The 24,043-nt window shown below is 54.9% G+C and carries 12 protein-coding genes and 1 pseudogene; 12 read left to right on the top strand and 1 reads right to left on the bottom strand.

From position 1 onward, the window contains the following. Positions 1–59 precede the first annotated feature (59 nt). The 11 genes from MUA00_RS06120 to MUA00_RS06070 all read left to right on the top strand — a co-directional run bounded on the left by MUA00_RS06120 (position 60) and on the right by MUA00_RS06070 (position 21,691). Positions 60–1,301 (top strand): NRAMP family divalent metal transporter, encoded by a 1,242-nt coding sequence (locus MUA00_RS06120; protein ID WP_271122363.1) that lies wholly within the window; start codon positions 60–62, stop codon positions 1,299–1,301. A 10-nt stretch (positions 1,302–1,311) separates the two neighbouring features. Further along, complete coding sequence (locus MUA00_RS06115; RefSeq protein WP_271122364.1) at positions 1,312–2,082, top strand: LamB/YcsF family protein; 771 nt, start codon at positions 1,312–1,314, stop codon at positions 2,080–2,082. A gap of 9 nt (positions 2,083–2,091) precedes the next feature. Then, entirely contained in the window at positions 2,092–2,901 is an 810-nt protein-coding gene (locus tag MUA00_RS06110) for a putative hydro-lyase (RefSeq protein WP_271122365.1), read from the top strand. 1 nt (position 2,902) lies between these two features. Then, the gene (locus MUA00_RS06105) at positions 2,903–4,507 is read left to right on the top strand and encodes a 5-oxoprolinase subunit B/C family protein (RefSeq protein ID WP_271122366.1); all 1,605 of its coding nucleotides are present in this window, start codon (positions 2,903–2,905) and stop codon (positions 4,505–4,507) included. After that, complete coding sequence (locus MUA00_RS06100; protein WP_271122367.1) at positions 4,488–6,218, top strand: acetyl/propionyl/methylcrotonyl-CoA carboxylase subunit alpha; 1,731 nt, start codon at positions 4,488–4,490, stop codon at positions 6,216–6,218. The genes MUA00_RS06105 and MUA00_RS06100 overlap by 20 nt, the downstream gene beginning before the upstream one ends. A 561-nt stretch (positions 6,219–6,779) precedes the next feature. Beyond that, on the top strand, positions 6,780–8,480 hold the full coding sequence (locus MUA00_RS06095; RefSeq protein WP_271122368.1) for a ShlB/FhaC/HecB family hemolysin secretion/activation protein: 1,701 nt from the start codon (positions 6,780–6,782) through the stop codon (positions 8,478–8,480). A gap of 2 nt (positions 8,481–8,482) precedes the next feature. Then, positions 8,483–9,010, top strand: coding sequence for a toxin-activating lysine-acyltransferase (locus MUA00_RS06090; RefSeq protein ID WP_271122369.1), 528 nt, complete (start codon positions 8,483–8,485; stop codon positions 9,008–9,010). A gap of 65 nt (positions 9,011–9,075) precedes the next feature. Next, positions 9,076–19,236: a hemagglutinin repeat-containing protein gene (locus tag MUA00_RS06085; RefSeq protein ID WP_271122370.1), complete on the top strand. Its 10,161-nt coding sequence runs from the start codon at positions 9,076–9,078 to the stop codon at positions 19,234–19,236. A gap of 21 nt (positions 19,237–19,257) precedes the next feature. Beyond that, positions 19,258–19,785 (top strand): DUF3916 domain-containing protein, encoded by a 528-nt coding sequence (locus MUA00_RS06080; RefSeq protein WP_271122371.1) that lies wholly within the window; start codon positions 19,258–19,260, stop codon positions 19,783–19,785. Positions 19,786–19,835: 50 nt separating this feature from the next. Next, a complete protein-coding gene (locus tag MUA00_RS06075) occupies positions 19,836–21,221 on the top strand; it encodes a VENN motif pre-toxin domain-containing protein (RefSeq protein WP_271122372.1) in 1,386 nt (461 codons plus the stop codon). After that, complete coding sequence (locus MUA00_RS06070) at positions 21,218–21,691, top strand: Imm42 family immunity protein (RefSeq protein WP_271122373.1); 474 nt, start codon at positions 21,218–21,220, stop codon at positions 21,689–21,691. The genes MUA00_RS06075 and MUA00_RS06070 overlap by 4 nt, the downstream gene beginning before the upstream one ends. 56 nt (positions 21,692–21,747) lie before the next feature. On the opposite strand, the gene MUA00_RS06065 is transcribed toward MUA00_RS06070, so the two are convergent. Beyond that, on the bottom strand, positions 21,748–22,194 hold the full coding sequence (locus tag MUA00_RS06065; protein WP_271122374.1) for a SymE family type I addiction module toxin: 447 nt from the start codon (positions 22,192–22,194) through the stop codon (positions 21,748–21,750). 267 nt (positions 22,195–22,461) lie between these two features. Here MUA00_RS06065 and MUA00_RS06060 point away from each other — a divergent pair. After that, positions 22,462–24,043 (top strand): annotated as a pseudogene (locus tag MUA00_RS06060) (hemagglutinin repeat-containing protein); the annotation flags it as partial.

Raw genomic sequence — 24,043 nt, 5'->3', positions numbered from 1 at the left:
TGATGGTCCGCTTATTGCTTAACAGAAAAGGTCATAATTCTAAAAACGGAGTGAGTCAGATGGCTGCGCAAGAAACCGAAAAAAAATCCTTTATTCAGAAGCGACGCTCGTCGCTGATGGCGGCAATATTCCTGATGGCGACCTCGGCCATCGGGCCGGGCTTTATTACCCAGACGGCAACCTTCACCGCCACCATGGGCGCAGCCTTTGCCTTTGGTATCCTGGCCTCGATAATTATCGACTTTGTGGTGCAGCAAAATATCTGGCGCGTGGTTACGGTTACGCGGATGCGCGCATCCGATGTGGCTAACGAAGCGCTGCCCGGCAGCGGTTATCTGCTGGCGGTGCTGGTGATTTTTGGCGGCCTGGTGTTCAACGTCGGCAATATTGCCGGGGCTGGCCTGGGCTTAAACGCCATGCTCGGCCTTTCCCCGAAGTGGGGCGGGTTGATCAGCGCAATGCTGGCGATTTACATCTTCTCTTCGCGCCGGGCAAGTACCGCCATTGACCGCCTTATTATCATCCTTGGGCTGGTAATGATTGGTCTGACTTTATACGTAGCCTTTGTTTCCCAGCCGCCGGTGGGCGAGGCGCTGCGCCAGAGCGTTTTCCCGGACAGCATGAACTTTGCCATGATCACCACCATTGTCGGCGGCACCGTGGGTGGTTACATCTCCTACGCTGGCGCGCACCGTCTGCTGGATAAGGGCATGACCGGCGTTGAGAATATTGCTGCCGTTTCATCCGCGGCCACCAAAGGTATCCTGGTGGTAGGGTTGATGCGCTATGTGCTTTTCCTGGCGGTGCTGGGCGTGGTGGCAAGCGGGGTGACGCTGGATATTTCCAGCCAGGTGGCTAACCCCGCCTCGCAGGCATTTCAGCATGCGGTGGGCAATTACGGCGTGCGGATCTTCGGCTTCATCTTCTGGGCTGCTGCGCTCACCAGCGTAATTGGCGCGGCCTACACCTCCGTCAGCTTTATGACGGTATTTAACCAGAAAATGACAGAACGCCAGCGCAACATTGCAACCGTACTGTTTATTGCCGTCTCCCTGGTTGTTTACCTGCTGCTTGGCACTGCGCCTGCGGCGCTGTTGGTATTCGCAGGTGGTTTCAACGGCTTGATTTTACCTATCGGCCTGACGATTTTTGTCTACGTGGGCTGGAAACGCGCTGATCTGATGTCAGGTTACTCTTATCCACGCTGGCTGCTGTGGACGGGGCTTATCACCTGCGCGCTGACCTGGTACATGGGGGCGCTCTCCGTTGGCGCGATTTTCAATTTCCTGAAGATTGTCTGAGGAAAAACACATGCTAAAAACGATCGATCTCAATAGCGATTTGGGCGAAAGCTTCGGGCAATGGACGATGGGCGACGACGCCGCGATCCTAAAACTGGTCAGCAGCGCCAACGTGGCCTGCGGATTTCACGCAGGTTCTCCGGCGGGCATCCTGGAAACCCTGAAAGCGGCAAAAAATCAGGGCGTGACGGTGGGCGCGCATGTCGCTTATCCGGATCTGGTGGGGTTTGGCCGCCGCAATATGGACATCGCCAGCGATGAACTGACCGCCGATGTGATTTACCAGATTGGCGCGCTGCAAGGGTTGGCCCGTGCGGCGGGGACTCAGGTGCGCTACGTGAAGCCTCATGGCGCGCTCTATAACACCATTGCTTATAACGAACGTCAGGCATTAGCAGTGATCGACGGCATTCTGGCGGTCGATCCGCAACTGCCGCTGGTAGGGTTGGCGGGATCGCCGGTGCTGGCGCTTGCGCAGCAAAAAGGGCTGAAAACCATTGCTGAAGCCTTCGCCGACCGCGCCTATCACGCTGACGGAACTCTGGTTTCCCGCCGTGAAGCTGGCTCTGTACTGCATGATGCGCAGCAGGTGGCGGAACGCATGCTGCAACTGATTACCGACGGCGGCTTGAAATCTGTCGAAGGAAAATTCACCCCGATTCAGGCGGAATCTATTTGCGTACACGGCGACAGCCCCGGCGCCATCGCCATGGCGAGCCAGATTCGTACGCTGCTCGAAGCTCAGGGCATTGCCATCCGTTCGTTTATTTCTCAGCCGTAAGGAGCAGCGATGACTAACTTAATGAAAGCCAGTCAGCAGGCGATTGCCGCCGTACGCGAGGCACGTCTTGCTATTCGTAACGGTTTTGATAAACCGACCGCCGGAATGGCGCCGGGCATGACCCAGGCGAATATGATTTGTCTGCCGCGCGAGTGGGCTTTCGATTTTCTTCTCTATGCGCAACGCAATCCGCAAAGCTGTCCGGTACTGGATGTTATCGAAGCCGGCGGGCATGAAACCGTGCTGGCGGAAGGGGCGGATTTGCGTACCGATATTCCTCGCTATCGTGTCTGGGAGCGTGGCGAGTTGGTAGATGAAATTACCGATGCCCGCGCGCTCTGGCAGCAGCATCCCGATCTGGTCACTTTTTTAATCGGCTGTAGCTTTACTTTTGAAACGCCGCTGCGTGAAGCAGGCATTGACGTGCGCCACATTACCGATGGCTGCAACGTGCCGATGTATAAAACCAACCGTCTCTGTCGCCCGGCAGGTCGCCTGGAGGGGGAGCTGGTCGTGTCGATGCGTCCGATCCCGGCAGATAAAGTGGCGGATGCGGTGATAATTAGCGGACGTTTTCCGGCAGTGCACGGCGCGCCGGTTCACGTTGGCGAACCGCATCTGTTGGGCATCAGCGATATTTCACGTCCTGACTTTGGGGACCCGGTACGCATTGAGCCGGGCGAAATCCCGGTTTTCTGGGCGTGCGGCGTTACTCCGCAGGCGGCGATAATGAAATCCGGCGTGCCTTTCGCCATCAGCCATGCGCCGGGCCATATGTTTATTACTGATGTGCCGGATGCCGCCTGGCAGGGGGCGTGAGGTGAGATTTTTAGCCGTAAATCTAAGCAGCTTCCTGGTGGAGCTGGGTTCACTGGACGACACGCTGGCGCTTTTTGATTCGCTTAGTCGCTCGCCGGCACAGGGAATAGAAGAAATCATTCCGGCAGCGCGCACGCTGCTTATTCGCTTTCAGCCCACGCAAACCAGCGTGGCTAAGCTCGCCGAACAGATTGCCCGTCGCCCTTTGACGCAGCGAGGTCAACGCAGCGGGCAACAGGTGACGATCCCGGTACATTACAACGGCGAAGATCTTTCCGCCGTCGCAGAATTAATGGGGATCGGCGTTCAGGAAGTGATTCGCCGTCATCAGGAATCAACGTGGAACGTGGCATTCACCGGTTTTGCGCCTGGTTTTGCCTATATGGTTTCTGACAACGGAGGCTGGCGGATCCCACGCCGCAGCACGCCGCGCACCCGTATCCCGGCAGGTTCTGTAGCGCTTGCCGGAGAGTTCAGCGGCATTTATCCGCAGGCCAGCCCCGGCGGCTGGCAGCTTATCGGTCAGACCGAACTGCAAATGTGGGACATGGCCCGCGAGCAGCCTGCGCTGTTGCTGCCGGGCGCTCAGGTGCGGTTTGTGGACGGCGCGGCCGGGGCGAAGACAATCTCGCTGCCTTCCCGTCCCTGCCCACAAGCACAGTCGGCTACAGAAGGCGCCACGCTGAGCGTGCTTGCCACCGGCCTGCAAACGCTATGGCAGGATGATGGACGAGTCGGGAAAGCGGCGATGGGCCTGTCAGAATCAGGCGCGATGGACAAAATCGCCTTGCACGCCGCGAACCGTATCGTCGGCAATCCCGTTAACTCGCCGTGTCTGGAAACCCTGGGAGGTTTTCGCGCCCGGGCTAACGGCGACGTGGTGATTAGCGTTACCGGCGCGCCGTGCCCTGTCGCTCTACGCACTTCTGAAGGCGAATGCTACGCAGTGGAAAGCTATCGCCCGCTGAATTTAGCTGCCGGGGATGAAATACACCTCGGCACGCCGACGCGAGGTTTACGAAGCTATCTGGCGGTGCGAAGCGGGTTTGTGGTGCAGCAAAGCCTTGGCAGCGCCGCGCGCGACAGCCTGGCGCAGGTCGGCCCGGAACCTCTTTGTGCCGGCGACATTTTGCTGACCGGCGCGCATCAGCGCTGCAACGCCGTGTTGCTTGATGAATTACCCGTTGTCGGGCTTCCCGCAGCGGGTGAAACAGTAACGCTGGATATCATTCTTGGGCCTCGCACAGACTGGTTTAGCGCAAAAGCCGTGGAACAACTGACTACCCAGGCCTGGCAGGTAACGCCGCAGTCCAACCGCATCGGCCTGCGCCTTTGCGCAGAACAACCGCTGGCGCGCTGCCAGCATCAGGAGTTGCCGAGCGAAGGCACCTGCAGCGGATCGATTCAGGTTCCAGCAAGCGGTCAACCGGTGCTGTTTCTGCACGATCATCCCTTAACCGGCGGTTATCCGGTTATTGCCGCGGTTGCTGAATATCATCTTGCTTTGGCCGGGCAAATCCCGCCGGGCGCCTCTATTCGCTTTAACGTCATCCAATCTTTTGTGGAATTAACAGGGAGTACAGCCAGTGACCACCGCGCAGCATAAAGTCCTGATTGCCAACCGTGGCGAGATTGCCGTTCGTATTATTCGCGCCTGCAGGGATTACGGCGCGCAGGCCGTGGCGGTGTACGCTGACCCGGATGCTGACGCGCTGCACGTGCGTATGGCCGACGAAGCCTGGGCGCTGCCTGGCGTAAGCTCTACGGAAACCTATTTAAATATCAATGCGCTGATGGAGATTGCCCGTCGCAGCGGCGCAACAATGGTGCATCCCGGCTATGGTTTTTTGTCTGAACGCGCAGAGTTCGCCCGTGCGGTGCAGGCCGCGGGGCTTACCTGGATTGGGCCGCAGCCGGAGACTATTGAAAAGCTAGGCGACAAAGTACAGGCGCGTAAAATCGCTATGGAGGTTGGCGCGCCGCTGGTAAAAGGTACGGCCGACCCGGTTAACAGTGCCGGAGAAGTGCTGGATTTTGCCGTCACGCACGGTTTGCCGGTAGCCATTAAAGCCGCCTTCGGCGGCGGCGGTCGCGGACTGAAAGTGGCCTGGAAAATAGAGGAAGTGGAGGAGCTTTATCACTCCGCTACGCGCGAGGCGCTGAGCGCATTTGGCCGCGCTGAATGCTACGTGGAGCAATATCTCGACCGCCCGCGTCATATAGAAGCGCAGATAATCGCCGATAGACACGGCAACGTGGTGGTCCTTGGCACGCGCGATTGTTCTCTTCAACGCCGCAACCAGAAGCTGGTGGAAGAAGCTCCGGCTCCGTTTATTACCGAATCCCAGCGCGAAAAAATCCACACGGCGGCGCGTGATATCTGCGCTCATGCGGGCTATGTCGGCGCGGGAACAGTGGAGTTTTTACTGAGTCGCGACGGCACGCTGTCGTTCCTTGAGGTGAATACTCGTCTGCAGGTGGAACATCCAGTTACCGAAGAGACGACCGGACTTGATATTGTGGTGGAACAATTACGTATTGCTGAAGGTTTGCCGCTAAGCATTAAGGAAACGCCGGTTCCACGCGGCCACTCTTTTGAATTCCGCATTAACGCCGAAGATGCCGCTAAAGGCTATCTGCCTACGCCCGGCAACATCACGGTCTTTCGCGCTCCGGGCGGTCCCGGCATTCGCCTGGACAGCGGCGTTGATGCCGGCTCAACCGTTCCCGGCAGCTATGACTCGCTGATGGCGAAACTGATTGTTACTGGCAGCACGCGCGAACAGGCCATTGCCCGTGCTCGCCGCGCCCTGCGTGAATTTGAAATCGACGGCGTGGCGTCAGTGCTTCCTTTCCACCGGGCCGTTATGGACGATGCCGATTTCACAGAAGAGTTCGCCATTCATACTCGCTGGATTGAAACGGACTTCGCCGGACGCATTGAATTCGCGCCTCGCCAGGTGGCGAAGCCGGATGAAGCCTTAAGCCGGAGCTGGATTGAACTGGATGGACGCCGCGTGCAGCTTGGCCTTCCGGCCCGTCTGTTTAGCGGACTTGCGTTATCTGAGCCGCATAAAACTGTGACAACAACCAGCGAACCCGCTAATGAAGCCGCGATAGAAGCGCCGATCTCCGGCGTGCTGCATAGCTGGCTGGCGCAAGAGGGCAAAGCTGTTCAGCAGGGCGATGTGATAGCCGTAATGGAGGCGATGAAAATGGAAGTGCAGGTGGTGGCGCACCGCAGCGGAAAGCTTAAACGCCAGGCCGAAACAGGTAACACATATGACGCCGGCAACCTGCTGGGTGAGATTGGGTAGATTTAACAGGCGGGCTTATGCCCGCCTCAAGTCGCTGACAAAGAAGGAGAAAACGTGGTTTTTCCTTCTTTGTGGCCGATCTGCCGAAAATCAATCAACTGATTTTCCTTGTTTTTTAAATGATGGCCCCCTTTAGTTTTGTGATGTCGGGAGGTTTGTCATCAGTTTCAGGCGGGCTTATGCCCGCCTCAATTAAAGTAATACTTTTTATCAACAAATTAACCCAATAAATCGCCAGGGAATTAAGTTAAAAATTAAGTTGGTGGTATTAAAAAAGACGGTAACTTTAATAAAATTAACTTTTTTAAGCAGTGGTAAAAACACCACGAAGATTTAAGTTGATTCCTTCAACAGATAATAAAAAATTCAATCGTACAGACAAGGTTGCCTGTGTGCGCTGACGTCGCCTGTCGAACCATCCCTCTTTGTTTAGACGGCATGTCTTATTTTCAGAAGTTTCTTCACCTTTATAAATAGGAGAAAATAGAAGTCATCCCGTATATTATTTTTTCGAATGTTATTCATCAAAAGTATTTTTCTCCTTTAATTGGTTGTATCGAAATGGAATTCTGGCCTCTGTCGTTAAGAGATAAGCGCCTTCTGCTTTCTGTCTGTTCTGGTATCTCGCTTTTCTGCGTCTCGAATAATGTTGATGCGCTTTCCGGCGATGAGCCGTTTATTCTTCAGCAACAGCGCCAGCAGGCTCTGGAAGAGCAGTTGACGCCGCCCGCCGCTGATATTCGTTTATCTCTCCCCGTCAGTACGTCCGGGCAGATTACCTTTCCATCTGAAGCTCCCTGTTTCACTATTCACGATGTGGCGCTGGAAGGTCATGGTGAATTGCCGCGCTGGCTGCCGTTACAACGTCTTGCTAACCAGGCCGTCGGGAAATGTCTGGGAACGCAGGGGCTTAACCTGCTGATGAGCACGCTCCAGAACAGGATGATCTCGCATGGCTGGACGACATCCAGAGTGCTGGCTCCCGCGCAGGATCTGAAAAGCGGCCATCTGCAACTTACCGTGGTTCCCGGTAAAATTCGTAATGTACAACTGACGCCGGACAGCAGCCGCTGGTTCTGGCTGTACAGCGCATTTCCGGCGCATGCCGGAGAGCTATTGGATTTACGCGATATCGAACAAGGACTGGAGAACCTACAGCGTTTGCCGACGGTGCAGGCCGAGATGGAAATTGTCCCGGCAGAACAACCCGGTGAGAGCGATATCATTATTACGCGTCAGCAGAGCAAGTTCTGGCGGCTGGGAGTGTCGCTTGACGACTCCGGCACTACATCCACTGGACGTTATCAGGGCGGGATGACGCTATCGTTGGATAACCCGCTGGCGCTGAGCGACCTGTTTTGGTTCTCTGTTAGCCATGATTTGCAGACCGGACGCGAAAAAGGCAATCAGAACCTCAGCGCCCATTGGTCTGTACCTATTGGCTGGTGGACGTTCTCCCTGACCGGCAGCGACTATCACTACCATCAGACCGTCGCTGGCTACTTTGAAGATTACCGCTACAGCGGTAAAAGCCAGAGTCTCACCGCGCAACTGAGCAAAGTATTACACCGCAGCAGTTCGCAAAAAACCACGGCGTCTTTTGACGTTCAGACCCGCACCACCCGCAATTATATCAACGATACCGAAGTGGAAGTGCAGCGTCGTCACGTCTCTTCATGGAAAGCAGGGCTTCAGCATCGCCATTATGTCGGGCCAGCCACGCTGGATATAGGTGTCAGCTACCAGCGCGGCACCCGCTGGTTTGGAGCACAGCCAGCCCCCGAAGAGCGGTTTGATGAAGCCACGGCGCTTGGCCGCATTCTGCGTACCGATGCCCGCCTGAATCTGCCTTTTGACCTCGCTGGACAAATCTTCCGCTATGACGTGGCATGGCAGCGTCAAATCAGTAATACACCGCTTACTTCTCAGGATCAGTTTTCCATCGGGGGCCGCTGGACCGTCCGCGGCTTTGACGGTGAACGCACTCTGAACGCGGACCGGGGCTGGTCTGTACGCAACGACCTGTCATGGCAGACGCCCTTATCAGGGACGGAGTTTTATCTGGCAGCGGATTACGGCGAAGTAGGGGGTAAAGGTACGGAATACCTGGCGGGTAACCATCTTGCCGGTGGCGCCGCTGGGTTGCGCGGCCATGTCCGCAACATCGGCTACGACCTGTTTGCTGGCGTCCCTTTTTCCCGCCCGGACGGGTTTAAAACGAGCCCGGTCACCTTTGGCTTCAGTTTAAATATGGATTTCTGAGTATGCGGCAAGGCAATTTTAAGATACAGGCACCGCTGATCCTTGGCGGGCAGGTTTCAGAAGCGGAAGTGCTTGGGGCCTCGGTCTGGTTATGGATGCATTCCGCCATGCACCGGGATGCGCCGTTACATGTCCTGCCCACGGTATTGTTGCCGATCGTCAAGCGCCAGCAGTATGTACTGGTTACGGAGGAGGAACGTCCGGTGTTCTTTCTCAGTTGGATGTGGCTGAACATGGAAACAGAGACACGCTATCTCACCGAATCGACGGTCATGATAAAGGATGAAGACTGGTGCAGCGGAGACCGAGTGTGGTTCCGGGATTTCATTGCGCCCTTTGGCCATACCCGTGCAATGAGTCGCCTGCTGCGGGACGACATACTGCCCGACTATTGCGCCCGTTTTCTCTGGCACCGGGGAGAAGCGATACGGCCCAGCATCAAAACCTTTCGGGGCAAGCACGTCACACGGGATAAATTCCGGGCGTGGAAGGCGCTGAATCCTCCGCAGAGCAAGTTGCTTCACTGCTGACGGATAAACGTCCCACAGCTACACACAAATAATGGAAAAACGAATAACAAAAGGGAGCAAGGCCCATGAACAGGCTTTTATACCGTATTATTTTCAACAAGGCGCGCGGCATGCTGATGGTCGTCGCCGAGATAGCTCGCTCCTGTTCAGCGCATTCTCCTGCATCCGGTATCGGCCACACCCGTTCCCGTCTGGTCGGTAAAGTCAGCGCCGTCAGCCTGAGCCTGTGGCTGGCTATCGGCGCTATACAGACGGTACAGGCGGCTATTGTGGCGGACAAATCTGCGCCCGGTAATCAGCAGCCGACCATTATTGGCACCGCCAACGGTACACCACAGGTCAATATCCAGACACCCTCTGCCGGTGGCGTATCACGTAACACCTTCAGCCAGTTCGACGTCGATCGGAAAGGAGCGATCCTCAACAACTCGCGTAAAAATACCGCTACACAACTCGGCGGCATGGTAACGGGCAACCCGTGGCTGGCGAAAGGCGAAGCGAAGATCGTTCTTAACGAAGTCAATGCTCGCGATCCGAGCAAATTGAACGGCTATATTGAGGTCGCAGGGCAAAAAGCCCAGGTGGTGATCGCAAGCCCCTCAGGTATCACCTGCAACGGCTGCGGCTTTATTAACGCCGGTCGCGCCACGCTGACCACCGGCTCAGCACAGTTGCAAAATGGCAATATCACCGGCTATCTCGTTGATCGCGGCGATATTGTGGTCGATGGTAAAGGGCTGGACTCCACGCGCCAGGATCATACCGATATTATTGCCCGCGCGGTGAAAGTGAACGCGGCCATTCATGCCAACGATCTTCAGGTCACCACCGGACGTAACAAGGTGGATGCGGCTCATGAACAGACCGCCATCCTTGCGGATAACGGCAGTACAAAGCCGCAGTTGGCGCTGGATGTCTCACAGGTTGGCGGGATGTATGCCGGCAAAATCCGTCTCAGGGGGACCGAACGCGGCGTTGGGGTGCGTAATGCCGGACATATCGGCTCTGAAGCGGGCCTGGTTACCATCACCGCAGATGGACGCATTGAGAACACCGGGGAGCTCAGTAGCCGGGACGCGCTGCAGATCGGTTCGGCCAGCGGCATCACCAACAGCGGCAATATGCTCAGCCAGAAGACGCTGACCGTGACTTCCTCCGGCGATGTCCGTAACAGCGGCTCTTTCTGGTCTTCGGCGGACGCCCGGGTCGCTGCTTCTACGACAGTTGATAACAGTGGAAGTATCGCGGCACGTCACAATGTGACGGTTTCCGGCGAACGGATAACCAGCACCACCGCGGGAACGCTGGCCGCTGGCGTGCATCCTGACGGTAAAACGGGCAGCAGCGGCGATCTGACGCTTACCGCGTCGGGCAAACTTGCGATAAACGGCCTCGCCGTTGCGGGCGGTAATCTCCAGGCCGCAGGTCAGGGGCTGGACGCGTCGGGCAGTCGGATGCGGGCGAAAAGCATTACGCTGGATGCAAAGCGAAAAGATTTAAGCACTGCCGGGGCGCAGGTTACTGCCGATAAGACGCTGAAAACCTCCACGGCCGGTACGCACAATAATAGCGGCGGTCAGCTTGCAGCCGATACGCTTCAGTTGACGGCGAAGCGTCTTCAGAACCATCAGGGGCAGGTAGTTCAGAGCGGGACGCAGGCGCTGACGCTTGGCCATCAGGACGCTATTGAAAACCGCGAAGGTTCCATTGCCACCAATGCCAGAGACCTGACGCTTCAGACGTCCTCGCTGGATAACCGCGACGGTGAGATTATCCATGCGGGCAAAGGTACATTGACAATTTCGTCCGCCGCCTTTATCGGGGACAGAGGCAGCATTGTTTCTTCCGGCCAGCTTGCGCTTAAAGGGCGGGACCTGGCGCTGGATGGCAGTACTACCCTGGCTGAAGGTATCAGTATTCAGGCGGACAATTTGTCTAACCGTGATGGACAACTGGTGCAGAGCGGCAAGGGTACGATGGCGCTGGATGTGCGTCACAGCACCGATAACCGTGGCGGACAGATTGCGGCAAACGGTCACGTTGTGCTTAACACGACACATCTGGATAACCGTCAGGGGCAGATACTGGCCGCTGACGCAGGGAGTCTTTCGCTTCACGCCACCGGCAGGACCGACAGCCGGGAAGGTGTGCTTACCGCCGCAAAAAATGTGACCGTGACCACCGGCCAGCTCAGCAACGATAGCGGACTTATCAGTGCAGAGAAAGGTCAGTTGGCGTTAACCAGTACCGGACAACTGGGTAACGCGGGCGGGCAGATTGCCGCCGCCGGAGATATGACGGTCACTGCGGGAGGGCTGAACTCCCGGCAGGGGCTGGTCACCGGAAATAATGTCACGTTATTGCTGGGAACATCGGCACTTAATAACCAGGATGGAGCCATCGCGGCACAAAATGGGCTGACCATCAGCAGCGGTGCACTGAATAACGATGCCGGATTACTTCAGTCCGGTAGCCACATGGTGATTGACACACACGGCCAGACGCTCACCAGCCGGAACAGTGGCGAAACCGGCGGCATTTTTGCGCAGACGGCGCTCACAATCACTAGCGGCAAACTCGATAATACCCATGGTGCCGTTATCGCCGGGGGTGATACCCGGCTTACTACCGCAGGCCTTGATAATCGTGACGGCGTGCTGGCCTCAGAGTCATCCCTCTTACTGACGGCGCATTCTGTCGATAACCGTGGCGGGGCACTGAGCGCAGCGCTGGATATGGCGCTGGCGCTTGCCGGATCGCTAAATAACCGTGATGGCGTGGTCAGCTCCGGTGAACATCTGAATATTTCTGCCACGCAACTTGATAACACGCAGGGAACGGTGGCTGCCGGAGGTGACGCCCGCTTGTCAGTAGGGCAGACCTTAAACCAGCGGGGGCAGATTGCAGCGCTGGGGAATATGACGATCGGGGGGCAGCGCCTTGACAACGATAGCGGCGGACTGGTGCAGAGCGGTAACAATCTTGTACTCACCGCAGACCATATCAGCAACCGCAACAGCGGAGAAAGCGGTGGCGTTACCAGTCAGGGGAACATGCAGATAACCTCCGGCTCCTTGCTGAACGATAGTGGCCTGCTGCTGGCCGGGCAACGGGCCGCACTGGAGACCAGCCGTTTCAGCAATATTGCCGGCACGCTGGTGGCGCTGGGACAGCTTAAGCTCGCCGTCCGCAGCGATACGGATAATCGGGAGGGGCTGATCCAGGGCAACGGTGTCACTCTTGATACCACAGGCCACCTTCTGGATAACCGGAAGGGGACAATTTACAGCCTGGCGACCATGCAACTGGCGACGGCGGGACTGAACAACCAGAACGGCACGCTTGGGGCAAAAAGCGACTTCACGCTTAAGGCATCGTGGCTCGATAACAGCAATAGCGGGCGTGTGGTGGGCGAACAGGCCGCCACTTTCACGCTGGCAAGCCTCGACAACCGCAACGGCCAGATACAGAGCGTCGGCAAGCTGCTGGTCAATGCGGCTCAGGGCGTGATTAATAATACTCTGGGGCTTATTCGCAGCGGAGCCTCGGCCACGCTTAACGCCGCCTCGCTGATCAACCGTGACACGCAGGTCGCAGAGAAAGGCATTGAGGGGCTGAACGTGGTTATCAGCAGCAGAGCGCTGGATAACACAAACGGCACACTCCTGACCGGGCAAAATTTGACCATCACGAACAGCGGTACGCTTGATAATACCCGTGGCGAACTCGCCGCGGGGGGCACGCTGTTGCTGGACGGGAGCGCGCTTAATCTGGTCAATACCGCAGGCGTAGTGAAGGCAGGAGAACACGTCACCGTTCAGGCCGTCCGCATCGGCGGGGATGGCCAGCTACTGTCCCTCGGGGATATGGTGCTGAGCAGCCGTCAGGATATTTTCAATACCGGAGAGATGACGGCCAACGGCAACTTTACCCTCACCACCCCGGGCCTTGTGACCAATAATGGCAAGCTGCTGGCAGGGGCGAAGCTGGATCTCACCTCCGGCAACCTGTTGAACAGCACGACCGGTGAAATTGCCGCAGGCCATACCTGGCTTACGGTGGCGAACACGCTAACTAACTACGGCCTGATTGACGGCAACTGGACGCTACTTAAGGCCGGAACGCTCAACAATACAGGTACCGGGCGCATCTATGGCGACTTCGTCGGTATTCAGGCCGGGACGCTCAGTAACCTTGCCGAAAACGACGCGGCCGCGACAATCGCCGGGCGCGAGCGGGTGGATATTGGCGCAGGAACAATTAACAACCGCGATCATGCCCTGATTTACAGCGCTGGAGACATGGCGATCGGCGGCGCGCTTGATGCAAAAGGTATGGCCACGGGCCAAAATGGCGTGCTGAACAACCGCAGCTCGACCATTGAGTCTGCCGGGGATATGTCGCTTTCCGTGGCGCGACTCAACAACATAAATGACCATTTCTCCACCGAAGTGGTGCATATCTCCACGGAGCAGAAACATGAATATCAGCATAAAGGATCTTCAAATCGCTGGGACGCGGATGCGGAGGGGGTCTTTATTGACCGCAACTCTGCCGATAACCTTCTGAACCTGAACACGCCGGAAGATACCGGGCATAACAACGATAACTTTTACGAATACAGCTATATCCGAACCATTGAAGAGGAAGTCATTAAGGAAAGCGATCCGGGGAAAATTCTCTCCGGCGGCCATATGTCCATTAGCGCGGGGCATGTGCTGAATGACAAGAGCCAGATCGTCGCTGGCGGCACCCTCGGGATCGCGGCGGATGCGGTGGAAAACGTGATGCCGGAAGGTAGCCGCTGGATAGCCGATGAAGGCCAGGTCACGCATTATTCCCGCAAAATCAGCAAAGGCAGCGATTCTCAGAAAAAGAGCACTTCTGACTATGTGCCGCCGACGGTTATCCAGTCCATCACGCTGCGCCCCGGCAGGCTGGAAGGCAACAGCGTCTTTAACGGCAGCGGGATGCAGCTTGCTTCTGCCGTGCAACAGAGCACCGGTACGACCATCAGCGGTACGGGAAGCATTACCGCAGATATTGATGGACGTGAGATCGGTGTCGGGCTTCAGACCGTGACAGGCACTGACTTCCCGTCGCGCCAGCCGGTGGTTCTGCAACCGGGCCAGCAGTTTGAAGTGCCGGTGAGTGAAGGCGTCTCCGGGAACAACAGCAGTCAGACCGTGGTCCGAATCACCGGCCCGAATACACAGTTACCGGACAACAGCCTGTTTAAAACCCATCCTGAACCCGGTGCGGCTTACCTTGTGGAAACTGACCCGCGTTTCACCAACAACAAACGGTGGCTGGGCAGCGATTATATGCAGAACGCCTTCTCCATGAGCCATGACAATATGCACAAGCGACTGGGAGACGGGTATTACGAACAGCGACTGATCCGCGAACAGATTATTGCGCTGACAGGTTCCCGTTATCTGGGCGATCACCGTAATGACGAAACGCAGTTTAAGGCGCTGATGGATGCGGGTATCGCTTTCGGGCAAAAGTACAATCTTATCCCCGGCGTGGCGTTGACCGCAGAACAGATGAGCCTGCTGACGGAGGATATGGTGTGGCTGGTTAATTCGCAGGTGCAGCTTGCGGACGGACGCTGGCAGACCGTACTGGTGCCGCAGGTGTATGTCCGTGTGAAGCCGGGCGATATTGACGGTTCCGGTGCTCTGCTTGGCGGTCAGAATGTGGTGATGAATCTGAACAGCGATCTGGTGAACAGCGGCACTATCAGCGGACGAGAAGTGGTGCAGCTCAACGCGGAGAATATCACCAATAAAGCGGGAACTATTCAGGGCGCAGATGTCAGCCTGCTGGCGCGTACCGATATCAATAATATCGGCGGTGTGATTGCCGGGAATAACTCGGTGCTGGCGAGCGCCGGGCGCGACATTAATGTGGTCACCACCACCCGCAGTGCACAAAGCATTGCCGGAAATAACCGCTTTGAACGTACCACCATTGAGCGCACGGGCGGCATATACGTTCAGGGCGAGAACGGTAAACTTTCACTTTCTGCCGGGCGGGATATCAGCCTTAGCGGGGCGCAGGTGGTTAACAGCGGTAAGAACAGCCAGACGTTGCTGAACGCCGGGCGTGACCTGAATCTGAATACTGTCACCACCTCGGTCAGCGACAGCCTCATTCGCGATCAAAACAATTATATAAAACAGTCCACAATTCAGCATGTATCCACCTCGGTACAGGGAAATGGGAATGTCATTCTGAAAGTCGGTCAGGATGTTAACAGTCAGGCGGGTAGCGTTTCAGCGTCCGGCACTCTGAGTGTAGGCGCTGGCCGGGATGTGAATCTGTTGTCGGTGAAGGACTCACACCAGACGGATGAGAAACAGCGCTACAGCGGGAAAAGTGGCGGTGGTTCCCGTAAAACGATGAACATTCACAAAACCAGCGACAACGAAACGGTGAGAGGAAGTCAGTTTACTGGTAACGACGTTGCAATTATTGCAGGAAATAATATTCGGCTTGACCAGGGACAGGTCTCGGGAAAACAGAATATTTCACTTTCTGCTGACCATGACCTGAATATTACCGCCGGACGAGTGGATGCAGGTGGAAATGCCCTGCTCGCAGCCGGAAATGATATCAACCTTAATGCTGTCAGAACGACAGAGCAACATCGTTCTGGAGAAGGTGAAGCGCATGCCAGCGAAATATCCCGCACCGTTGTTACCGCTGGTGATAACCTGACGTTATCCGCAGGGCGTGATGTGAGCAGCCAGGCTGCGGTAATAGCTTCAGAAAACAATACTGCCATTGTGGCCGGACGGGATGTCAGCTTGATGGCTGAATCTGTATCGGAAGGCTACAGCTACCGTTCAAAGAAAAAAACAGAAATTCAGGAATCGGTGCGCCAGCAGGGCACGGAAATCGCCAGCGGCGGGGATACCACCATTATTGCAGGACGGAATGTCACCGCAGAGGCTTCTGAAGTTGTGGCTGGAGGCGATATTGGACTGAACGCCGGGCGTGACGTGACGCTCACCACCGCGACGGAAAGCGACTATCACTACAAAGAAGAGAAGAAAAAAAGCGGCGGTTTCCTCAGCAAGAAGACCACCCACACCATCAGCGAGGACAGCAGCACGCGCGAAAAAGGTTCCCTGCTTTCCGGGAACAGCGTCACCGTTAATGCGGGCAATAACCTGCTGGTGAAAGGTTCGGACGTGGTGGCCGACCGCGACGTGGCGCTTGTCGCGGGTAACGATGTCTCGGTTACCGCCGCCACCGATACGGACACGTCCTGGCGCTTTAAGGAAACGAAGAAGTCCGGCCTGATGGGGACCGGCGGGATTGGCATCACCGTCGGCACCAGCAGGAGCACACATGACCGGCGCGAAGCCGGCACAACGCAGAGCCAGAGCTTCAGCACCGTCGGCTCTACGGGCGGTAACGTGGTTATCGCTGCCGGGAACCAGGCGCACATTGGCGGCGCAGACCTGATTGCCGGGAAGGACATGAGCCTCAGCGGCAGCAGCGTCATCATCGATCCGGGCCACGACAAGCGCACCCGCGATGAAACCTTCGAGCAGAAGAAAAGCGGGCTGACGCTGGCGCTTTCGGGCGCGGTGGGTGGAGCCATAAACAACGCCGTAAACTCAGCGCAGGATGCGAAAAATGAAAGTGATGGCCGTTTAGCTGCACTTCAGGCGACAAAATCAGTTCTTTCCGGCATGCAGGCCGGGCAGGCCGTTGCTCTGGATGCTGCTGACAGTGGGAATACTGAAAACCCGAGCACTAACGCTATCGGTGTCAGCGCTTCTCTCACCACGCAAAAGTCGAAATCTGAGCAACATGTGCGGAGTGATGAAGTCACGGGAAGTACGCTGAATGCGGGCAACAATCTCTCCATCACTGCAACCGGGAAAAACAAAGGCCCGAACAGTGGCGATATTATGATTGCCGGAAGCCAGTTAAAGGCGGGCGGCGACACCGTGCTGGATGCGAAAAACGACATCCTGCTGGCGGGTGCAGCCAATACACAGCAGACCACGGGTAAGAACAGCAGCAGCGGTGGTGGTGTCGGGGTCGGTATTGGCGTCGGCAGCGGTGGCTGGGGGATCAGCGTCTTCGCCAACGGTAACTCTGCTCACGGCAAAGACAAAGGCAACGGCACCGACTGGACCGAGACCACGATAGACAGCGGCAAAACCGTCACCATCAAAAGCGGGAACGACACCGTACTTGATGGCGCGCTGGTCAACGGCAATAAAATTGTCGCCGATGTGGGCCACGACCTGCTGATGAGCAGCCAGCAGGATAATAACGACTACGACAGCAAGCAGACCAGCGTTGCCGGAGGCGGTAGCTTCACCTTCGGCTCCATGTCGGGCTCGGCTTATATGAGCGTCAGCCAGGACAAGATGAAAAGCCGCTTCGACTCGGTGGCGGAACAAACCGGGCTCTATGCCGGGGATGGCGGTTTCGATATCACCGTCGGCAACCACACCCAGCTTGATGGCGCGGTTATCGCTTCCACGGCGACGGCAGACAAAAACAGCCTCGATACCGGGACGCTGGGCTTCAGTGATATTCACAACGAAGCCGATTTTAAAACTGAACATGTCGGAGGTGCCTTTAATACCGGTGGCAGCATCGCCGGGCAGTTTGCGAGCAATGCGGCGAATGCCCTGCTGGCAGGCGGTGGTAATAAAGGCCATGCCGAAGGCACAACTCAGGCTGCTGTGGCTGATGGCACTGTCACCATCCGTGACAAGGATAATCAGAAACAGGATGTCGCTGACCTCAGCCGCGATACAGAACACGCCAACGACAGCATCAGCCCGATCTTCGACAAAGAGAAAGAGCAGAAACGGCTGCAGGAAATTCAGCTGATAGCGGAGATAGGGTCGCAGGCCGCTGACATAGCCAGGACGCAGGGAGAAATCCTTGCCACAAACGCGGGTAAGGCGGAGCTGGCGAAGGAAGGCATAAAGGAACCGGAAAAAGGTGCGTCGAAGGAAGCGTGGGCGGATTACAATAAAGCGCTGACGCAAACGGACGGTTACAAAGCGGCGCAACAGGAATGGGGTACGGGCAGCGCCATCCAGCAGGGAATGCAGGCGGCGACGGCAGCAATACAGGGTCTGGCGGGGGGCAATATCGCGCAGGCCATCAGCGGCGCGGCAGCGCCGTATCTGGCGGAGCAAATCCATAAGCTGACGGAGGGGAATCAGGAAGCGAAAGCGATGGCCCATGCGGTGGTGGGTGCGGTAACCTCGTATGCAGCCGGAAACTCAGCCCTGGCGGGCGCAGCGGGAGCGGTGAGCGGGGAGCTGATGGCGCAGCTGGTGATGAAGCAGCTTTATCCGGGTAAAAAGGTCAGCGAGCTGACGGAAACGGAGAAGCAGACCATCAGCGCGTTAGGTACACTGGCAGCGGGTCTTGCGGGCGGCGTTGTCGGTGACAGCAGCGCTGATGCTGTGGCCGGGGCGCAGGCGGGTAAAACGTCGGTTGAGAATAATTATCTGAGTAGCAAGCAGATAGATGCCTGGTCGGCTGAAATGAAATCCTGTCAGGCTGGCGGCGGTGACTGCGGCGGCATTATCAAAAAGTACGAAGAGTTAAGTACCGCACAACAGCAGCAACTTATTAGCGACTGCGCCACCAGTCCGGCGACCTGCCAGCAGAAATACGGTGATGTGCTGGCCGACAGTATGAACGTGAAACAGGCGCTTGATCGTGCGCTGGGAGAAGATATCCCGATCAAGATGGTCTATGATCTGACCGCGACCTGGGCGCACCAGATGGACGCTGACGGGATCGTTGCCAGCAATAAAGTGTCAGAACATATCATGGCGAAATATGGCCTTGATCAGGCTCAGGCCGATATTATTGCAGGCGTGGCGTTAAGTGCACTGGGTGGGGTGAGTAAAGCCGGAAAGCCTAAGTATCAACCAAATCAAGGTGCTGTTGGAAACATGAAAGAATTCCTCACACAGCCGGGCTTTGGTACTCAGATAAAAAGCGCTACTCAAAAAACCAGTCAAATATATCAAGGGCAAAGTGTCTATAAAGCTAGTAACAATATTGGCACGACTATCAAGAAAGGTGATCAGTTTTATCTGGATGGCCAGCACAAAAATCATCTTGAGGTCTTCGATAGTAAAGGTAATTTTAAAGCTGTTTTAAATCTTGATGGTTCTATAAATCGGGTTAAGACTGAGGCAGCTAAGGGAAGGAAATTATAAATGACAATGCGAAGGTTCGTATTGAGCAATAAAAAGCTGCGCGGGGTTACTCGTCGGTTAAGGTCATTAGAAAAATGGTCACAATCATATCAAGGTTACTTTCCTGATATTCAAGATGATGATTATTCTTATGGATATTGGAATGTGAAAATCCCTGTTCACCTGGCTTTGGTCCAAGGAAAGCAAACAAATAAATCCATACAATCTTTTTGCGCACAAGCTCTGATAAATGCAACTTATGATATTTATCAGGCTAAGAAAGTTAATAAAGAAAATGTAAGGGTAACTTGTTGTATTGTGTTGCCCGATATGTTTTCAAGCGAAATATGTATATTTACCACTGAAGAATATTTTAAAGAGCATACACAAGAAGGCCATAGTCGTTTTGGTCAAATTAAAAAGTTGAATGACAGGAGCTTGATGGAAGAGTGGAATTTAAAATTACCAGATGGATTTTCAGAATTAGGTGTGCTAGTTGCAAGTGAAAATGATGAAGGTGAAGTTTATTATACTGAAAACTGGTATATTGGCGAAGTGAACGGAAATTAAAGTCAGCTCCCGGTCAGCTGATCGGCGAAGTGGGTTCTCAGGCTGCCGATGTGGCAAGGACGCAGGGCGATCTGGCCGGACGTAAAGCGGCGAAAGATCCGACCTCGCTGGAAGAAGCGCGTCAGCAGCTGGTGAAGGAAGGGAAGCCAGTCACAGATGCTGCCGTGGCGAAACGTGCGTACAACAACGCTTCGTCGTACTACGGTACAGGCGGTATGGTGCAGCGTGGACTTCAGGCGGTGACCGGAGCACTGACCGCACTGGCTGGTGGAGGCAACCTGGCAGGTGTACTGGCCGGAGCATCGGCCCCGGAACTGGCGAATATTATCGGGCACCGTTCCGGCCTCAGCGATGATGAAGCACTGATAGCCCATGCTGTACTGGGTGGCGTGGTGGCTTCGCTGCAGGGGAACAGCGCCGCAGTAGGGGCTGCTGGGGCGTTGAGCGGTGAGCTGGCTGCCAGAGTCATTAAAGAGCAAATGTTCCCAGGCAAGAGCAACAGTGAACTGAGCGAAAGCGACAAGCAGCTGATTAGTAACCTGGCAACACTGGCGTCAGGGCTGGCCGGGAATCTGACTAGCGGTAACTCGGCGGGTACAACTGCAGCAGCTCAGGCTGGTAAGAATGCGGCAGAAAATAATTTCTTGGGCAAGGCTCTGGTTGAAGGGTGTGCGATTGCAGCTCCCTGCCGTACAAAAGTCGCTGATCAGGTTCTTGAAATTGGCGTTAAAGCTGGTATCACCGGGATTGTTGCTAAGGAAATAGCGGATAAAATCTCAGCAGAAGACCTTGATCATCTGATTACCCTGAAAATGATGGGTAATGATGAAGTTACTGAAAAATACCTGAGTTTCCTTCAGGATCAATATGCTCCTTCGCATACAGGCAATAGTGACGGTCAAGTAAATATCGGGCCAAATCATACCGGGAACAATAACAGCCAGGTTAATATCGGTCCGAATCATACCGGTAATAATGACAGTCAGATTGATACCGGGGCAAACCACACCGGTGGGGACCAGTCGGTAGCGCAATTACCGAACAATACTGGTAATGCTGAAGGTGCCCCTGTTTTACCAAATCACATGGAAAATCAGGGCTATGACCCAAGATTGCCAATACCGGAAGTGACAACTGCCAGTAATGGATTAAAGGTTGAGTCAAATACTAAGCATACTCCGGGCGCTCAAGGATTCCGGCCTAATGCTGGTATTGAACCAAAAAATTCATTAGAGTTATTTGGAAGCTCAGTATCAATTGATGGAAATAAGGCTCGTTATAGTATTGGGACTGATGGTTCTATCCACCGTTACTTCCCTGATAATACTGGAACTTATCATTGGTCTGGAAGTACAGGAGATTCAAATAATCCAATGCAGCTAGATAATAAAACTAAAGCCCAATTACGTAAGCAAGAAGGGTGGAAAATTAAATGATAATCGGTAATCCTTATCAAATTGCGATACAAGTGGAACAAATAGATGTTTTATGTTCCCCTAGTGGAATATTTAATTTTATTATCAATGACATGCTCATTCCAGGTAAAGGAGTGACTATAGATCTCTATATTGTAATATCTTCATTGAAAGAGAGTTTGGAAATAGGACTTAAAGAAGTCAATGATGATATAGGCAATGTAACGATAGAAAAAATGGATTTTTCGGAAGGAATGCCTGAAAATCTAATACCATTAAATGTTGCTGAGTTGTATGACTATGGGTGCAACTTTTGGTTGGGGTTTGATGGTGATGAAGATCGGCTGATCTATACTTTAGATTTTGAAAATAGTTTCATCGAGAATAGATTCCCTAGGGGAACGATAGAGAAATTGATCAGGACATTACCTTTGGCAGACTCATTACTTCTTGATAAAAATAATGACATTATAATTACAAAAATAAGTTAACTTTTTATTTAATAAAAAAATGCCCGCCCTATCCGGGCGAGAGTATTTTCGCAAACTCAAAGTTTTTCAAGTTCCACTCGAGCCATCACGCCTTGCAGAAATGCCATAACGCGTCGTTGTTCATCTTCTGGTAATTCTGTGGTTTTGTTGAGTACTTGTATTAGTGGTGTATCGGTTGGGCGAGCAGTGATCACCAGGCAACCCGGCATCACGCGGACATCAATTTTGGTGCCTGTGGTAAACCCGGCTTCTTCCATCCATGTGCCGTTCAGGCGCAGGCTGGCGCTGCGGGTGTAGCGTTTAGTTCTGTTAGTTTTGCTGTCGTAATGACGGATGTTGACGTAGCTGACTATCATATTCCTTAATACTTTGGGTTCTGCTTTCTCAGGCAAGCTGCGATCGTTATTTTTGCGTACTACCTCGTGTTTTTCTGTATTGCCTGCCAAAAGTTTCAATTGTGTTTTGGCAATAGTGGTTCCTGGCTTAAGATTGGTGTCAGCCATATTCAACTCTTTGATAGTTGCTTGTGGTCAGCGGCATGGAAGTGCTTTGAACACTTTCATGCCGCGCTCTTTAAGAATCAGAATTTTCTATTTTATCGATTTTCCTGTTGCGGTCTTTCGGTTGCTTTGCTGCGTCTATTATACCTCGCTGAATAAAATTACAGCACTGGATGCATGAACAAAGTTAATATCTGAGAGGCCGCTTCAGGAAATATTACTGATTAATGTAACGTTGCATTTTAAATAGCCCATTTAAACAAAGGCAGCCACAGCAGTAAGAAAACGACCCACACCATCGACGAAGACAGCGCCACCCGTGAAGCGGGCACGCTGTTAAGCGGCGATAACGTCACCGTGTCGGCAGGCAATAACCTGCTGGTGCAGGGCTCGGCGGTGGTGGGCGACGGCGATGTGTCGCTGTCCGCCGGGAACAATATTGATATTGTGGCGGCGACCAACACCGACTCCACGTATCGTCTGAATGAGACGAAGAAGTCCGGCCTGATGGGCACCGGCGGGATTGGCATCACCGTCGGCAGCGCTAAATCGCGCCATGAGATGAACGAGGACGGCACCACCCAGAGCCAGAGCGCCAGCACGGTCGGCTCCACGGGCAGTAATGTCAGCATCACCGCAGGCAACCAGGCACGTATCAGCGGTTCAGATGTGGTTGCCGGCCGGGATATCAGTATCACCGGCGACAGCGTGATTATCGATCCGGGCCATGACAAACGTTCGGTTAAAGAGAAGTTTGAGCAGAAATCCACCGGGGTAACGCTGGCCCTGTCCGGGGCGGTGGGAAATGCCATTAACTCGGCAGTTTCTTCCGCACAGGAGGCGAAAGAAAGCAGCGACAGCCGCCTCGGTGCGCTGAAAGGGACGCAGGCTATTCTGTCCGGCGTGCAGGCGGGCGCAAATCATGGGCTACAGCAGCAGAGCGCGGACCCGAATAACGGCATCGGGGTCAGTATTTCGCTGAATCATCAGCAGTCGAAATCCGAAACGAAATACCAGCACGATATGGCGTCAGGGTCGGGCATCAGCGCCGGTAACAATGTGTCCATTACCGCCACCGGAAAAAATCAGGGCAACGGCAACAGCGGCGATATTCTGATTGCGGGCAGCCAGATTAAATCCGGCAATGACACCAGCCTGAACGCGCAGAATGACATTCTGCTGAGTGCGGCCGCCAATACACAGCAGACCACAGGCAAAAACAGCAGCAAGGGCGGTGGCGTGGGCGTCAGTTTTGGCGGCGGTTCAAATGGTGGTGGTCTCAGTGTTTTTGCCAGCGTGAACGGTGCAAAAGGCAGTGAGAAGGGTAACGGCACCACCTGGACCGAGACCACCCTTGACGCAGGCCGTAACGTCTCCCTCACCAGCGGGCGTGACACCACCCTGTCAGGTGCTCAGGTCAGCGGGGAGAAAGTGACCGCTGATGTGGGCAACAACCTCACGATTTCCAGCCTGCAGGACAGCGACCGTTTTGAGAGTAAACAGAGCAGCGTGGCGGCAGGCGGCAGCTTCACGTTTGGCGGCGGGGGCGGCAGCGCGTACGTCAGTGCGAGTCAGGACAAAATCAAAAGTAATTACGACTCCGTGCAGGAGCAGAGCGGAATATATGCCGGTAAAGGCGGGTTTGATGTCACCGTGGGGAACCATACTCAGCTCGACGGGGCGGTGATAGCCTCCACGGCAACGGAAGATAAAAACAGACTGGACACCGGGACGCTCGGCTGGACGGATATCCACAATGAAGCGGACTACAAAACCAGCCACACCGGCATCAGCGTCTCCGGCGCATCGGGCATGTCAGCCAGCCAGATGGTGGCCGGGAATGCGATGGCGA

This window comes from Dryocola boscaweniae (genome assembly GCF_025215095.1).
Lineage (GTDB): Bacteria > Pseudomonadota > Gammaproteobacteria > Enterobacterales > Enterobacteriaceae > Dryocola > Dryocola boscaweniae.
This window is presented reverse-complemented; position numbering and strand designations above follow the sequence as displayed.

Excerpts from the sequence above, each read along its gene's own strand:
- MUA00_RS06120 (WP_271122363.1), top strand. The coding sequence starts at position 60 with ATGGCTGCGCAAGAAACCGAAAAAAAATCCTTTATTCAGAAGCGACGC.
- MUA00_RS06110 (WP_271122365.1), top strand. The coding sequence starts at position 2,092 with ATGACTAACTTAATGAAAGCCAGTCAGCAGGCGATTGCCGCCGTACGC.
- MUA00_RS06065 (WP_271122374.1), bottom strand. The coding sequence starts at position 22,194 with ATGGCTGACACCAATCTTAAGCCAGGAACCACTATTGCCAAAACACAA.
- MUA00_RS06090 (WP_271122369.1), top strand. The coding sequence starts at position 8,483 with ATGCGGCAAGGCAATTTTAAGATACAGGCACCGCTGATCCTTGGCGGG.
- MUA00_RS06070 (WP_271122373.1), top strand. The coding sequence starts at position 21,218 with ATGATAATCGGTAATCCTTATCAAATTGCGATACAAGTGGAACAAATA.
- MUA00_RS06115 (WP_271122364.1), top strand. The coding sequence starts at position 1,312 with ATGCTAAAAACGATCGATCTCAATAGCGATTTGGGCGAAAGCTTCGGG.
- MUA00_RS06095 (WP_271122368.1), top strand. The coding sequence starts at position 6,780 with ATGGAATTCTGGCCTCTGTCGTTAAGAGATAAGCGCCTTCTGCTTTCT.
- MUA00_RS06085 (WP_271122370.1), top strand. The coding sequence starts at position 9,076 with ATGAACAGGCTTTTATACCGTATTATTTTCAACAAGGCGCGCGGCATG.